The 14,197-nt window shown below is 69.7% G+C and carries 13 protein-coding genes; 8 read left to right on the forward strand and 5 right to left on the reverse strand.

Going from position 1 to position 14,197, the window contains the following annotated elements; genetic code table 11:
* Positions 1 to 30: 30 nt before the first annotated feature.
* Together B0920_RS05865 and B0920_RS25495 are read left to right on the forward strand one after the other, a co-directional pair.
* Positions 31 to 1,293 (forward strand): S8 family serine peptidase, encoded by a 1,263-nt coding sequence (locus tag B0920_RS05865; protein WP_229455205.1) that lies wholly within the window; start codon positions 31 to 33, stop codon positions 1,291 to 1,293.
* Positions 1,294 to 1,400: 107 nt separating this feature from the next.
* Positions 1,401 to 2,402, forward strand: a complete 1,002-nt coding sequence (locus B0920_RS25495; RefSeq protein ID WP_143745662.1) for a hypothetical protein — start codon at positions 1,401 to 1,403, stop codon at positions 2,400 to 2,402.
* A gap of 15 nt (positions 2,403 to 2,417) precedes the next feature.
* Here the strand turns inward: B0920_RS25495 and B0920_RS05875 are convergent, their stop codons facing one another.
* From B0920_RS05875 to B0920_RS05885, 3 genes are all read right to left on the reverse strand, one after another.
* The gene (locus B0920_RS05875; RefSeq protein WP_078031612.1) at positions 2,418 to 3,257 is read right to left on the reverse strand and encodes a glucose 1-dehydrogenase; all 840 of its coding nucleotides are present in this window, start codon (positions 3,255 to 3,257) and stop codon (positions 2,418 to 2,420) included.
* A gap of 27 nt (positions 3,258 to 3,284) precedes the next feature.
* On the reverse strand, positions 3,285 to 4,418 hold the full coding sequence (locus B0920_RS05880) for a mechanosensitive ion channel family protein (protein WP_078031613.1): 1,134 nt from the start codon (positions 4,416 to 4,418) through the stop codon (positions 3,285 to 3,287).
* Positions 4,419 to 4,571: 153 nt separating this feature from the next.
* The gene (locus tag B0920_RS05885) at positions 4,572 to 4,748 is read right to left on the reverse strand and encodes a DUF3606 domain-containing protein (protein WP_078031614.1); all 177 of its coding nucleotides are present in this window, start codon (positions 4,746 to 4,748) and stop codon (positions 4,572 to 4,574) included.
* 214 nt (positions 4,749 to 4,962) lie between these two features.
* Here B0920_RS05885 and B0920_RS05890 point away from each other — a divergent pair, with 214 nt between their 5' ends.
* From B0920_RS05890 to B0920_RS05905, 4 genes are all read left to right on the forward strand, one after another.
* Positions 4,963 to 6,285, forward strand: coding sequence for an MFS transporter (locus B0920_RS05890; protein WP_078031615.1), 1,323 nt, complete (start codon positions 4,963 to 4,965; stop codon positions 6,283 to 6,285).
* Between the two features lie 71 nt (positions 6,286 to 6,356).
* On the forward strand, positions 6,357 to 6,680 hold the full coding sequence (locus tag B0920_RS05895; RefSeq protein ID WP_078031616.1) for a thioredoxin family protein: 324 nt from the start codon (positions 6,357 to 6,359) through the stop codon (positions 6,678 to 6,680).
* Positions 6,677 to 7,981 carry an MFS transporter gene (locus B0920_RS05900; RefSeq protein WP_078031617.1) on the forward strand — a complete coding sequence of 435 codons (1,305 nt, stop codon included), beginning with the start codon at positions 6,677 to 6,679 and terminating at the stop codon, positions 7,979 to 7,981. Before B0920_RS05895 ends, B0920_RS05900 begins: the two co-directional genes overlap by 4 nt.
* Positions 7,978 to 8,478: an N-acetyltransferase gene (locus B0920_RS05905; protein ID WP_078031618.1), complete on the forward strand. Its 501-nt coding sequence runs from the start codon at positions 7,978 to 7,980 to the stop codon at positions 8,476 to 8,478. Before B0920_RS05900 ends, B0920_RS05905 begins: the two co-directional genes overlap by 4 nt.
* Here the strand turns inward: B0920_RS05905 and B0920_RS05910 are convergent.
* Together B0920_RS05910 and B0920_RS05915 are read right to left on the reverse strand one after the other, a co-directional pair.
* Positions 8,466 to 9,347, reverse strand: a complete 882-nt coding sequence (locus B0920_RS05910) for a YdiY family protein (protein WP_229455212.1) — start codon at positions 9,345 to 9,347, stop codon at positions 8,466 to 8,468. The genes B0920_RS05905 and B0920_RS05910 overlap by 13 nt on opposite strands.
* A 204-nt stretch (positions 9,348 to 9,551) precedes the next feature.
* Positions 9,552 to 10,844, reverse strand: coding sequence for an NCS2 family permease (locus tag B0920_RS05915; protein ID WP_078031619.1), 1,293 nt, complete (start codon positions 10,842 to 10,844; stop codon positions 9,552 to 9,554).
* A gap of 175 nt (positions 10,845 to 11,019) precedes the next feature.
* Between B0920_RS05915 and B0920_RS05920 the strand changes: the two genes are divergently transcribed.
* Both B0920_RS05920 and B0920_RS05925 read left to right on the forward strand, forming a co-directional pair.
* Positions 11,020 to 12,228, forward strand: coding sequence for a hypothetical protein (locus tag B0920_RS05920; protein ID WP_078031620.1), 1,209 nt, complete (start codon positions 11,020 to 11,022; stop codon positions 12,226 to 12,228).
* Between the two features lie 414 nt (positions 12,229 to 12,642).
* Positions 12,643 to 13,821 carry a glycosyltransferase family 1 protein gene (locus B0920_RS05925; protein ID WP_078031621.1) on the forward strand — a complete coding sequence of 393 codons (1,179 nt, stop codon included), beginning with the start codon at positions 12,643 to 12,645 and terminating at the stop codon, positions 13,819 to 13,821.
* Positions 13,822 to 14,197 lie beyond the last annotated feature (376 nt).

Consider the following 14,197-nt stretch of genomic DNA (forward strand, 5'->3'; position numbering starts at 1 on the left):
ATGAAGTTACCGTACGTAAAGAAGAGGCTTGTGGCGCTGACCTTGCTGTTGTGCGGCAGCTTGCCGGCCCAGGCCCAACTGAGTTTGCCGCAATTGCCGCAGTTGCCGCTGCCGCGCGGCGTGGGCCCGCTCGACCTGGACGGCTTGCGCCGCCCGGCCCAGGGCTTGCTGGACCGGACGCCCTTGCCGGAACTCGGCAGCCTGCGCCTGGAGACGGTGCGCTCCCTGCTGCGCCGCCATCCCGGCGTGCTGGAGGCCGACCCGCGCGGCGAGCCCGTGGTCAAGGGCGAGGTCCTGGCCTGGTCGCCCCATGCCAAGGCCCTGGAACTGGCCGCCAGCCTCGGGGCCACGATGGTGCGCGACGAGCGCCTGCCCGGCCTGGATGAGCGGGTGGTGGCGTGGCGGGTCCCGCCGGGGATGAGCAGCGCCGGCCTGCTCGAACGCTTGCGCGCCATCGACCCCGAGGGCAGCTATGACTTCAATCACGTTTACACCGGCAGCGGCCAGGCGACGGAGGCGCTGCCGCCGGGCGCCGGGGCACAGCGGGTGGGACTGGTCGACAGCGGCGTCGAGGCCGGGCACGAGGTGTTCGAGGGCGTGGACGTCCGGCGCTGGGGCTGCGACGGCCGGGCGCTGCCCTCGGCCCACGGCACGGCGGTGGCGGCCCTGATGGTCGGCCGCTCGGAACACCTGCGCGGCGCGGCGCCCGGCGCGAGCCTGTACGCCGCCGACGTCTATTGCGACAGTCCGGCCGGCGGCGCCGCCGACCGTATCGCCGCCGCCCTCGGCTGGCTGGCGCAGCAGGGGGTCGGCGTGATCAATCTGAGCCTGGTCGGTCCGCCCAACGCCCTGCTGGGGCGGGCGGTGGCGGGCATGCAGGCGCGCGGCCACCTGCTGGTGGCGGCCGTCGGCAACGACGGACCCAACGCGCCGCCGCTGTATCCGGCCAGCTATCCGGGCGTGGTCGGAGTGACCGGGGTGGACCGGCGCGGCCAGCCCTTGCCGGAAGCGGCGCGCGGGCCCCAGGTGATGTTCGCGGCCCCCGGCAGCCAGATGGTCAGCGCCGCGGCCGGCGCGCCTCCCTACCGCCAGGTGCGCGGCACCTCGTTCGCGGCGCCGATCGTGGCGGCGCGGCTGTCGGTTTCGCTGCCGCGACCCGACAAGGCGGGAGCCGCGCGCGCGATCGAACAACTGGCGCGCGAAGCCGGCGGCGCCAACCCGGTGCGCGATCCGGCGACCGGCTTCGGCATCGTCGGCGCCAGGCTGCGGGTCGACCCCGCAAGGCTGCGCTAGCGCCCTGTTGCAATTTGTTGCAATTGGGATGGAAGAAAACGGCTGAGCGCTTCGTTTTCCTTGTAAGGGCAGCGGAATGGTCCGCGCCAACCACCAGGAGAACAAACATGAACACCACCACCATCGCCCGCAACGTCGCCATCGTCCTCGCCCTCGGCCTGTCCGCTTCGGCCCACGCCCAACTGCTCGGCGGCGGCGGCGGGCTCGGCGGCTCGCTGGGCGGATCCGTCGGCGGCATGATCGGCGGCGCCGGCAGCATGGGACGCATGGGCTCGATGGACGCGATGGGCAGCCTGCGCGGCGAAGGCCGCGCCCAGGGACGCATCGAACGCGACCTGGCCGGCAGCGCCCGTGGCGTCTCGGAGCTCGGCGGCCGCGTGACGGGCCAGGCCAGCCAGGCGCGCGACACCGCGTCCAGCAATGCCGAGTCTGGCTCCAGCACCACCGGCACCGGCACCGGCACCAGCACCAGCACTGGAACCAGCCGCCCGGCGCCTGCCTCGCTGACCGGCGCTCTCGGCGGCGAGCTTTCCGGCAGCGCCCGCGGCGAGCGCAGCCTTTCCCTCGAGGCCGGCAACGGCGGCGCCTCCGCCTCCGCGTCCGGCGAAGGCCGTGCCGATGGCTCGGCCCAGGCCGACGGCCGCGGCGCACTGACGGCGGTGGGGGCCAGCGCCGCCGGAACGGCCGGCCAGTTGCGCGAGCGTGCAGGTGCGGCGCGCGATCGCGGTGTCGACACTGCCGCCTCGGCAGCCGGCACGGCGCGTGGCGCAGCGAGCGCAGCGCGTGAGCGCGGTGTCGACACTGCCGCCTCGGCAGCCGGCACCGCGCGTGGTGCGGCGAGCGCGGCGCGTGAGCGCGGCGCCGAGACCGCCGCCGCAGCGGCCGGCAGCGCGCGTGGCGCGGCGAACGCGGCGCGCGAACGCGGCGTCGAGACCGCCGGCGCGGCCACCGGCACGGCGCGCGGCGCAGCAGGCGCGGTGCGCGAGCGCGCCGCTTCGCTCGACGGTAAGGTCTCGCTTAGCGCGAACGGCTCGGCATCCGGCTCGACCTCGGGCTCGACCTCGGGCTCGACCTCGGGCGGCGCCTCGGGCTCGGCGGCGCGCCAGTAAAGCAGGGCTTGCAGCCTAGAGGATCGGCGTGCCGCCTGTCACCGCGATGCGGGCGCCGGAGATGTAGCTGGCTTCGTCCGAAGCCAGCATCACGTAAACGGGCGCGACTTCCTTCGGCTGGCCGGGGCGCTTCATCGGCACCTGCTGGCCGAAGCTTTCCACCTGGTCCGGCGGCATGGTCGAGGGGATCAACGGCGTCCAGATCGGCCCCGGCGCCACCGAGTTCACCCGGATGCCCTTTTCCGCCAGCAGCTGGGCCAGGCCCGCCGTGAAGTTGGCGATCGCGCCCTTGGTCGTGGCGTAGGCCAGCAGCGTGGGCTTGGGGTTGTCCGAGTTGATCGAGGTGGTGTTGATGATGGCGGAGCCGGCCTGCATGTGCTTCACCGCTGCCTTGCAGAGGTGGAACATGGCCGTGATGTTGACCTTGAAGGTGTAGTCCCATTCCTCGTCCGGTATCTCCTCCAGCGTGTCGTGGCTCATCTGGAAGGCCGCGTTGTTCACCAGCACGTCGATGCGGCCGAACTCGGCCACCGCCTTGTCGACGATGGCGCGGCAATGGGCGGGGTCGGCGAGGTCGCCGGCCACCAGCACCGCCTTGCGTCCCGCTTCCTCGACCAGGCGCGCGGTCTCGCGCGCGTCCTCGTGCTCGTTGAGGTAGGCAATCAGGACGTCGGCCCCTTCGCGCGCATAGGCCAGGGCCACTGCGCGCCCGATGCCGCTGTCGCCGCCCGTGATGACGGTCTTCTTGCCCTCCAGCCGCCCGCAGCCGCGGTAGCTGGTTTCGCCATGGTCGGCGGGCGGGTCGAGGGCGCGTTCGAGGCCGGGCGGTTCCTGCTGCTGCTTGGGCTGGTTCATCTGGTCTTCTCCGTGTGGGTTGCGGGCTCACTGCTTGAGGTAGCGCCTGCTGGCCGCCGGCTGGACCTCGGCCGGGCGCGCGCCTGGCGCCGGCTGCTCCTGGAGTTCCTGCAGCAGCAGGTGCTGGGGCCGCGGGGCGGTCGAGATGCCGAGCTCCTCGAACAGGCGCATGGCGTCGAGGTTGATCGCCTGCTGGGTGTCCAGGTACAGGTTGTAGTCGGTGTCGAGCATGATGTACACCACCTCGTACTCGAGCCAGTTCTGGTCGACGGTCCTGAGATGGGCACGGTCGAAGCGGACCTTATCATGCTTCTCCACCAGGGCGCGCAGGGCTGGCGGCACGCGCGCGGCCAGCTCGGGCGGGGTCGCCGGGCTCACGCGCAGCGCGAACTGGATGCGGCGCGTCACCATGCGGCGGAAGTTGAACACGGTATTGCGCAGCAGCTCGGCATTGGCCATCACGATCTGCTCGCCGCCGATGGCCCGGATGCGCGTCGTCTTCAGGCCGACATGCTCGACCGTCCCGCTGACATTGTTCACGCTGATGGAGTCGCCCACTTCGAAGGGCTTGTCGACCGCGATCGAGAGCGAGGCGAACAGGTCGCCCAGGATGTTCTGCACCGCCAGGGCGATGGCGATGCCGCCGATGCCCAGGCTGGCGACGAAGGTGGTGACGTTGATGCCGAGATTGGCCAGCATGGCCAGCACGAAGACCGCCCAGATGCTGGTCTGCAGCACCCAGATCACGAGGGTGTGCGCCACCGTGATCTGCTCGGCATTCGGACCGCGCGCGTGGGTCAGGAAGTAGCGCCGGGCCGCGACCTGCACCGCGCGGTGCAGGTAGAGCGCGACCTGGGCGCCGAGGGTGAAGAACCAGAGATGGCCGAGGCGGGTGTTCCAGGGCTCGGGCAGGTCCAGCACGGACAGCCCGATCAGGATCGCGGTGACCAGGATGGCCAGGGTCGAGGTGCGCGCCAGGGTCTTGGACAGCACTTCGGCCACCGGCCGGTGGGCGTGCTCCTCGCTGAGCTTGCCCAGGCGCCGGCGGAACAGCACCAGCGCGCCATGCATCAGGAAAAAGCTGAGCACCGTCGCCGCCAGCGCGAACAGCGCATTGGTGGGCGAGATGGCCAGGGAGCTGACAAAGCCGTGGATATCCAAACCGGGCTCCTTTCGGAAATGGGAACCGCGCCGGCGCAGCCTATGCCGCCGGCGGAACGGTCCGCTGGGATGCTGGGACTGGCGGACGGCGGGCTGCACCCGGCCGCCGCCAGGAATTGCTCACGGGCGTGGCGCCCGTGACGAGGGATGGGCTCAGCGGCCCAGGTGCTCGCGAACGGCGCTCACGCTGGTGCCGACCTGGCGCACCGCGCGCTCCAGCTCTTCGCGGCTGACGCCGAGCGCTTCGGTCCAGTGACGCACTTCCCACTCTTCGTTGACATTGATACGCGAACGGTCCTGGGGACCGTTGTTCTTCAGATCGTCGGCCATGCTTGCCTCCTTTTCAACGATGTTGGGCCCAGGGTGCCACCCATAGCCGGGGTCTTCCGTACGCTGCTTCACCCAGGCGCAGCCTTGGACCGCCTCGGCGGCGCTAGAATATGGCCGCGCTGCCGCATCCATTCCCGGGCCGGGGGCGTAACTGCACGGTCCTGGCCTGCGTGGCGGGCCGGGCCGCACAACGCACCGTATTCCTGGAGACTTCATGGATTTGAGCAGCACCAGCATCCCAACGCCCTCCCAGCCCCCGGCGCCCGCGGCCGGCGCCGCCAACCGGCCGCGCACCGTCCTGTTCGCCAGCCTGATCGGCACCACCATCGAGTTCTACGACTTCTACATCTACGCCACCGCCGCGGTGCTGGTCTTCCCGCGCCTGTTCTTCGCCGCAGCCGACCCGGCGGCGGCCACCCTGCAGTCGCTCGCCACCTTCGCGATCGCCTTCTTCGCGCGCCCGGTGGGCTCGGCCGTGTTCGGCCACTTCGGCGACCGCATCGGGCGCAAGGCCACCCTGGTGGCGGCCCTGCTGACCATGGGCCTGTCCACCGTCCTGATCGGCCTGCTGCCCACCTACGCCAGCATCGGCGCCGCCGCGCCGCTGCTGCTGGCGCTGTGCCGCTTCGGCCAGGGCCTGGGCCTGGGCGGCGAGTGGGGCGGGGCGGTGTTGCTGGCCACCGAGAACGCGCCGCCGGGCAAGCGCGCCTGGTACGGCATGTTCCCCCAGCTCGGGGCGCCGATCGGCTTCTTCCTCTCGGGCGCGACTTTCCTGCTGCTGGGCGAGCTGATGAGCGACGAAGACTTCTTCGGCTGGGGCTGGCGCATTCCCTTCCTGGCCAGCGCGCTGCTGGTGGCGGTGGGCCTGTATGTGCGCCTGAAGATCACCGAGACTCCGGATTTCCAGAAGCTCCTGGAACGCAAGGGCAGGGTGCGCCTGCCGGTGGCCACCGTGTTCTCGCGCCACCTGCGCTCCCTCGTGCTCGGGACCCTGGTCGGGATCGGCGGCTACGTCCTGTTCTACCTGATGACCGTGTTCGCCCTGAGCTGGGGCACGACGCAGCTCGGCTTCGCACGCCAGGAATTCCTGAGAGTGCAGCTGGCCGCCATCATCCTGTTCGCCCTGATGATCCCGCCCTCGGCCCTGCTGGCCGACCGCTTCGGGCGGCGCAGCGCGATGATGGCCGTGAACGCGGTGATCGCCGTCTTCGGGCTGTTCTATGGCCGCCTGTTCGGCGGCGGCGACATGGCCGCCCTCGCGCTCACCCTGGCGCTGGGCATGTTCATCACGGGTTTCGCCTACGGCCCCCTGGGCACCCAGCTGGCCGAGCTGTTCCCGGCCGAGGTGCGCTACACCGGCGCCTCGCTGTGCTTCAACTTCGCTGGCATCCTGGGCGCCTCGCTGGCGCCCTATGTCGCGACCTGGCTGGCGACCCGCCACGGCCTGGCCTACGTCGGCTATTACCTGAGCGGCGCCGCGCTGCTCAGCCTGGCAGCGCTGTTCCTGGTGCGCCGGCCGCGCTCCCGGCCGGCCTGAGACCCACGCTCGTACGGAGGGCGGTTTTGGGTTAGGCTTATGGTATCGGCAACCTGGAACAAGGAGACACCATGGCAGCACCCTACGAGACCGCCCAGCCCGAGCGCAACAGCATCGACGCCATGCCCGGCCTGGTCGCCCTGGACTTCGGCGCCAACTGGTGCGGCTATTGCCGCGCCGCCGAGCCGGCCATCGAGCAGGCCCTGGCCGACTATCCCTCGGCGCGCCACATCAAGGTCGAGGACGGCCCGGGCCGCAAGCTGGGCCGCTCGTTCCGCATCAAGCTGTGGCCGACCGTGGTGGTGCTCAAGGATGGACAGGAAGTCGCGCGCGTGACCCGCCCCGACAGCGCCGACGAGGTCCGCATGGCCCTGGCCCAGGCGGGCGCCGCATGAGCGGGGCGGCGCCAAGCCAGCCGGCCAACAAGCCCCGCACCGTGCTGTTCGCCAGCCTGATCGGGACCACCATCGAGTTCTACGACTTCTACATCTACGCCACCGCCGCGGTGCTGGTTTTCCCGCGCCTGTTCTTCCCCGCAGCCGATCCGGCGGCGGCCACCCTGCAGTCGCTCGCCACCTTCGCCATCGCCTTCTTCGCGCGCCCGGTGGGCTCGGCCGTGTTCGGTCACTTCGGCGACCGCATCGGGCGCAAGGCCACCCTGGTGGCGGCCCTGCTCACCATGGGCCTGTCCACCGTCCTGATCGGCCTGCTGCCGACCTACGCCAGCATCGGCACCGCCGCGCCGGTGCTGCTGGCGCTGTGCCGCTTCGGCCAGGGGCTGGGCCTGGGCGGCGAGTGGGGCGGGGCAGTGCTGCTGGCCACCGAGAACGCGCCGCCGGGCAAGCGCGCCTGGTATGGCATGTTCCCCCAGCTCGGGGCGCCGATCGGCTTCTTCCTTTCCGGCGCCACCTTCCTGCTGCTGGGCGAAGTGATGAGCGACGCCGCCTTCTTCGACTGGGGCTGGCGCATTCCCTTCCTGGCCAGCGCGCTGCTGGTCGCGGTCGGCCTGTGGGTGCGCCTGCGTATCACCGAGACCCCGGACTTCCAGAAGGTGCTCGACCGTAACGAGCGGGTCAAGGTGCCGGTCCTGACGGTGTTCGCGCACCACGGGCGGGCCCTGGTGCTGGGCACCCTGATCGCGCTGGCGACCTTCGTGGTGTTCTACCTGATGACCGTGTTCGCCCTCAGCTGGGGCACCGCCAAGCTGGGCTTCTCGCGCCAGCAATTCCTGCTGATGCAGCTGTTCGCGGTGCTGTTCTTCGCGCTCACCATTCCGCCCTCGGCCCTGCTGGCCGACCGCCACGGGCGGCGCATCGCGATGATGCTGGTGAGCGGCGCGATCGCCGTCTTCGGTCTGCTCTACGGGCCGCTGTTCGGCTCCGGCGGCGTCACCGAGGTCGGGCTGTTCATGGTGATCGGCATGTGCCTGACCGGTTTCACCTACGGACCGCTGGGGACCCTGCTCGCCGAGCTGTTCCCGCCAGAGGTGCGCTATACCGGCTCCTCGCTGACCTTCAACTTCGCCGGCATCCTGGGCGCCTCGCTGGCGCCCTACGTGGCCACCTGGCTGGCCACCAACTACGGGCTCGACTACGTGGGCTACTACCTGACGGCGGCCGCCTTGCTCAGCCTGTTCGCCCTGGTGCTGGCCGGCGGCATGCGGCCGGTGGGGCCGGCCCAGGCCGCCCCCCATTGAGCCAGTCCGCGCGCCGCTTCGGTCCGCTGTCGGCGCGCGCGCCCACCGCCGGCGACGCGGATTTCCTGGAGGCGCTCTACCTGGACGCCCGTCCGGACCTGGGCGCGCTGCCGGTGCCGCGCGGCGTGATCGAGGGGATCGCGCGCCACCAGCGGATGCTGCAGCGCGAAGCCTATGCGCGCGACTACCCGCTGGCCCGGGAGTGGATCGTGGAAGGGGAAGGGCGGCCGGTCGGCCGCCTGGTGCTGGACGCGAACGCCGGGGGGCTGCGCGTGGTCGACCTGTCGATCGCCGCGCCCGCGCGGCGGCGCGGGCACGCGCGCGCGCTTTTGCTGGCCCTGCAGGACGAGGCGCGCGCCGCCGGCCTCGCGCTGACGCTGCGGGTGCGGCGCGACAATGCCGCGGCGCGCCGCCTGTACGCGGGCCTGGGTTTCGTGGCGGTGGGCGGCGACGCCGCCGTGGAAGAGCTGGGCTGGCGCCCCGATCAGAAGGAATAGACCATCGTCAGCGAGGTCTGGGTGTCGGTGTTCTTCTTGTCGTCGGGGGCATTGGTGTCGTTGCGCACGCTGAAGCCGGCCTTCATCTGCATGGTGCTGTTGATCTTGGTGCTGAGCGAGGTCTCGGCGATCGAGCGGGTGTTCGAGGTGCCTTTCTCCACGCTGACGGTCTGGGCGAAGGCGGCCGAGGGGCTGACCCTCCAGCGGAACTGGGCCGCGCCGCGCACGGTGAAGCCGTTCTCGTCCTCGCCGGTGGCGCGCTCGCCGGCGAAATAGCCGGGACCGACTTCCACGTCCAGGGTCTTGTCCGTCATGTCGACCACGCGGCGGCCATGGCCGACGCCGATGGTCGAGTAGCGGGTATAGGCGCCGAAGCGGTCGTTGACATGGGTGCCGAGCACGAAGGCGCGGCGGCCCGGATCGTTGAGCTTGCGCGAGGCCTTGGCCGAGACCGCGTAGCGCTCGGCCGAGCGGGTGGTTTCCTTCTCGCCGTTCTCGTTCTCGTACTCGTCTTCCTTGAAGAAACCGCTGAGCATGAACTCGTGGCTCCAGCGCGCGGTCTCGTGGCGGGCGTCGATCTTGCCGGTCACCGAGGTGCCGGTGGTGTTGCCGGACGTGGAAATCGCGCCCAGCTCGGCCGAGGTGAACCAGCCGCCTTCGGGAATCGCGGTGGGGCGCACCACGGTCAAGGGCGCATGGACGTTGACGACGTCGGGCAGGTCGGGAGCGGCGAGGGCCGCGCCGGAGGCGCACAGGGCGAGGACGAGGATCGGCAGTGATTTCATCGGCAGGTCGAAGGCAGCATGCGCGCGCAGCGCGCCATCGTGGACGGAGGCCGCTGCGCCGGGCAGCGGCGGCTTGCGCGACATTGTAACGCAGAACTTCGCGCACGACATGCTTTTGAGCATGATGACGACACATCGGTGCAGATCCGCGTGTAATGCCTGCCGATGCGTCAGGGAGCCTGCGCGACAGGGCGAAGTCGGGTCCCAAGCGCGGGGAAAGCAGTAGCGCTGCATGCCCCCGATTGCTTGTCTGCGCTTCCGGCGCGAACCCTTCCGCCGCTGCGACTCCTAGGTGCCGACGTAGGCAATCTTGAAGGTGAACAGGGCGGCGATCACCCACACCACCGGGCGCACCTCGCGCGCGCGGCCGGTCAGGAGCTTGAGCACCGCGTAGCTGATGAAGCCGAAGGCGATCCCTTCCGCGATCGAGAAGGTGAAGGGCATGACCAGCGCGGTGACGGCGGCCGGGATGCTCTCGGTGCTGTCGCCCCATTCGACGTCGCCGAGGTCGGCCAGCATCAGGCAGGCCACGAACAGCAGGGCGGGGGCGGTGGCGTAGGCAGGCACCACGCCCGCCAGCGGCGCGATGAACAGGCAGGCCAGGAACAGCACCGCCACCGTCAGCGCGGTCAGGCCGGTGCGTCCGCCGGCCTGCACGCCGGAGGCGCTTTCCAGGTAGGCGGTGGTGCTCGAGGTGCCCAGCACGCTGCCGGCAACGATCGCGCCGCTGTCGGCCAGCAGGGCCTTGTTCAGGCGGTGCATCTTGCCCTCGACCAGCAGGCCGGCGCGGCGCGCCACGCCCATCAGGGTGCCGGTGGCGTCGAACAGCTCGACCAGGAAGAACACCAGGACCACGTTCAGGATGCCCACGGAGAGCGCGCCGGCGACGTCGAGCTTGAACAGGGTCGGCGCGATCGAGGGCGGGGCCGAGAACACGCCCTGGTAGGTATTGCCGCCGAAGATGAAGCTCAGCACCGTGACCAGCACGATGCCGATCAGGATCGCGCCGCGCACCTTGAGGCGGTCGAGGGCGACGATGACGAAGAAGCCGGCGATTGCCATCAGGGCCTCGGGCTTGTGCAGGTCGCCGGCCTTGACCAGGGTGGCTTCGTTGGGCACCACGATGCCGGCGTTCTTGAGGGCGATCAGGGCCAGGAACATGCCCAGGCCGACCGTGATCGCCACCCGCATCGAGCGCGGGATGCCGTCCACGATCATGCCGCGCAGGCCCAGCAAGGTCACCAGGATGAACAGGCAGCCCGAGATGAACACCGCCCCCAGGGCCACCGGCCAGGCGATGCCCATGCCCAGCACCACGGCGTAGGCGAAATAGGCGTTCAGCCCCATGCCCGGAGCCATCGCGATCGGGTAGTTGGCGTACAGGCCCATGACCGCGGTGCCGAGGGCCGCCACCAGGCAGGTGGCGACGAACACGGCTTCCTTCGGCATCCCGGCATCCCCGAGGATGGACGGGTTGACGAAGATGATGTACACCATGGTCAGGAAAGTGGTGAGGCCGGCGAGCAGCTCGGTGCGCACGTCGGTGCCGTTTTCCCTGAGCTTGAAGAGTCGTTCGAGCATGTAAGGTTTCCCCGTAAAGAGGGGCGGCGCCGGGGTGCGGGCCGCCCTTGTTGGCTTTTGCCCGAAGCATAACACCCCGGACGGGGACCGTCGCGGCGCCCGGCGCGCCGGCCGCTGCGCCCCTGCGCCGTGTGAGCTGCTACCATGGCGCCTTCATTAACTTACGCAGTACACCATGCCCAAGAACAAGCGTCCCGTGCCCCGCAAGTCGAACAACGTGAGGGAGCCGGACACGGCGGCCCAGGCCAAGGAGCTGGCCGACCTCGCCCTCGAGATCGCCGAACGAGAGGACGCGCCAGGCTTCGACGCCGACGACGAGCGCGAGGAAGCGCTGACGGCGGCGGTGCGCAAGGCCGTGCGCAAGAAGCGCGACGCGGTGCTGTACGAGGCGATCGAGCTGGCGCGCTACACCGATCCGCTGGCCTGCCGCCTGCTGCGCGGCCGGATCGAGGAGGAGGCGGCGACCTGGCGCTTCAAGCGCGAGGACGGTCCCGAGTACGAGATCGACGCCTTCCTGGTGCCGCTGTTCGTGCGCAGCACCGGCGGACTGGTGGCGCAGGAGAGCTTCCGGGACGAGGAGGCCTTCGCCGCCCTGGCCACCAGCTTCCAGGCCGCGGGGTTGGACAGCAAGGGCGCCAAGGTGGTGCTGATCCAGCACGCCTACGACCTGGCCGAGGTCGACCACATCGCCTACTCGACCCTGCACGAGATGCTGCGCGAGGCGGCCGCCTCGCTGCTGGAGAAGAAGCTGCAGCCGGCGCCGACCATCGAGGCCAGCATCCGGGGCTGGACCGGCGAGCCGGTGGCGCCGGACGAGACGGCGATGGAGCTGCGCTTCCTGCTCGGCTTCTCGCTCAAGCGTGCCGACGACCCCTTCTACCGGGTGCCGAAGGACGAAGCCGGCAGCGACGCCTACTTCGCGCGCCGCCTGGAGCGCTACCGCGACTGGACGGTCGACGTGGCGCCCCTGGTGCGGCGCTGCCTGGCGCTCGATCCGGAGCGCCTGAGCGTGGACTTCCTCTACCAGGACCTGTTCTACGGCGCCAAGGAGCAGGGCGTGGCCGAGCTGTCCCTGCTGGGACTGCTGTCCGAGGTGCGCCGTACCCTGGCGGCCAAGGAGCTCGAGCCCGACCAGGTGCACGCGGCCGTGGCGCCGCTCGACATGGGCGAGCACATCGTGCTGCGCGCCAACCTCTACGCCCTGGACGGCGGCCTGCCCTGGGGCAGCGTCGAGAAGGCGGTCGACCTGGCCGCCGACCTGGGGGCGGAGGTCGACGATTTGTGCGATGCACTACTGTCCATCGGACTGGAAGGCGTCTCGGTGGCGACCGGCTTCAGCCAGGACGGTCACGCCGAAGGCGCCGAGCCCTACCAGCCTGCCTGATCCATTCAGGCGCGCCACGCGCCCGCCGCCCGCCGATGTTCCGCGCGGGCCGGGCGCCGCATGCAAATATCTTCCCCAAAGCCCAGGAAAACCGTGACTTCCACGGTTTTCGATGCGCTGCACAATCAAAAGTTTTACCGTCACCCGTAGTGGATTTTCCTGTGTAGGTGTAGGAGGCCCCCTACATGAGTCCACTCAGCAATTGTTCCCCCTAGGGGAGAGAAGGAAAAAGCGCGCAAAACACAATTCCTGTTGGCAATGTTGCAATGCATAAATGAAAACATTAGAAAATTTGCATGTTACGATTGAGGGGTCAGGCCTTGGTTCAGCCGCTGTCGCACCGCGAGGAGAGAGAGAACCGGCCCGGTATTTTTGCCAACAACTATAGCGCCAGCAAGGCGAGAGGAAATCAACATGCCGACCCTGATCGTGTTTTGCCACCTGCGCTGGGACTTCGTCTTCCAGCGCCCCCAACACCTGATGACCCGTCTGGCGGAACACTACCAAATCCTGTTCATCGAGGAACCGGTATACAGCGAGGGTGAGGCACACCTGCAGAAGACGGCCGTCGCGCCGAACATTACGGTGTGCCGCCCGCATACCGCGATCCGATCCCCTGGTTTCCACGACGACCAGATCCCGACCCTGCAAACCCTGCTGGGCGACCTGGTCGCGGATGACGAAGACCCGATCGTCTGGTTCTACACCCCGATGGCGCTGCCGCTGCTGCAGGGCCTGCACCCGTCCAAGGTGGTCTACGACTGCATGGACGAACTGGCCGCCTTCCGCAATGCGCCGAAGCAGCTGCTGCAGCGCGAGAACGCGCTGCTGAACATCGCCGACCTGTGCTTCACCGGCGGCCCCAGCCTGTACCAGTCCAAGCGCGAGCGCCACGACAACGCCCATTGCTTCTCGAGCAGCGTCGACGCCAAGCACTTCCGCCAGGCCCAGGACCGTTCGCTGTCGCACCCGGACCAGGAACACGTCCCGCATCCGCGCCTCGGCTTCTACGGCGTGATCGACGAGCGCTTCGACACCGAACTGGTGCGCGCGATGGCCGCCGCCCACCCGGAATGGCAGATCGTGCTGGTCGGTCCGGTCGTGAAGATCGATCCGGCCCACCTGCCGGTGGCGCCGAACATCCACTACATGGGCCAGCGCAACTATCCGGACCTGCCGAAGTTCCTGGCCGGCTGGGACGTCTGCCTGCTGCCTTTCGCGCTCAACGAGTCGACGAAGTTCATCAGCCCGACCAAGGTGCTGGAGTACATGGCGGCCGAGCTGCCTTCGGTTTCGACCCCGATCACCGACGTCAAGGTGCCCTACGGCGACGTGGTGGCGATCGCGGAAGGCGCCGACGACTACATCGCGGCCTGCGAGCGCATGCTGGCGCTGACGGATGCCGAACGCGAGAAGATGCGCACCCGCATGCGGGAAGTCGTGGCCGGCACCTCCTGGGACAAGACCGCGGCGCGCATGCACGAGCTGATCGAGAACGTGCAGCCGGGGCACAGGGCGCTGCGCCTGAGCGGCTTCAATCCGGAGCTGGTGGCCGCCAAGGCGACGCCGCTGCCGGTCGCGAAAACGGCTTGATCCGCCTGCGACGCGGCGCCGGGCGCGAGCCCGTGCCGCGTGTGTGAACACGGGCCCCCGCGAGGGGGCCCTTTGCTTTTGGCGGCCAGAAGGCCGATCACGGCGGCCCCCCACGCAAGGAAAAAAGACCGGAGGCGCCAACCCATCAATGGGTCGCCGCTCCCGGTCCGGCTGTCCCCATGCGAGTAGGGGAACACTGCGCACTCGTCCCGCTTCCGGTGACGATGGCATGAGTTCATGGTAGGCGTGCTTCGACCGGACTGCAATAGGACCGTTCAGACCGGTCTTGTAGGCGGACTCCGGCTCGAATGCGAAGCGACGAGCTTCAACACCGACATAGAGGCGATAGGTTCACCTTGGCTCCGGCCCGACGTCG

The sequence above is a fragment of the Massilia sp. KIM genome, from assembly GCF_002007115.1.
Lineage (GTDB): Bacteria > Pseudomonadota > Gammaproteobacteria > Burkholderiales > Burkholderiaceae_D > Telluria.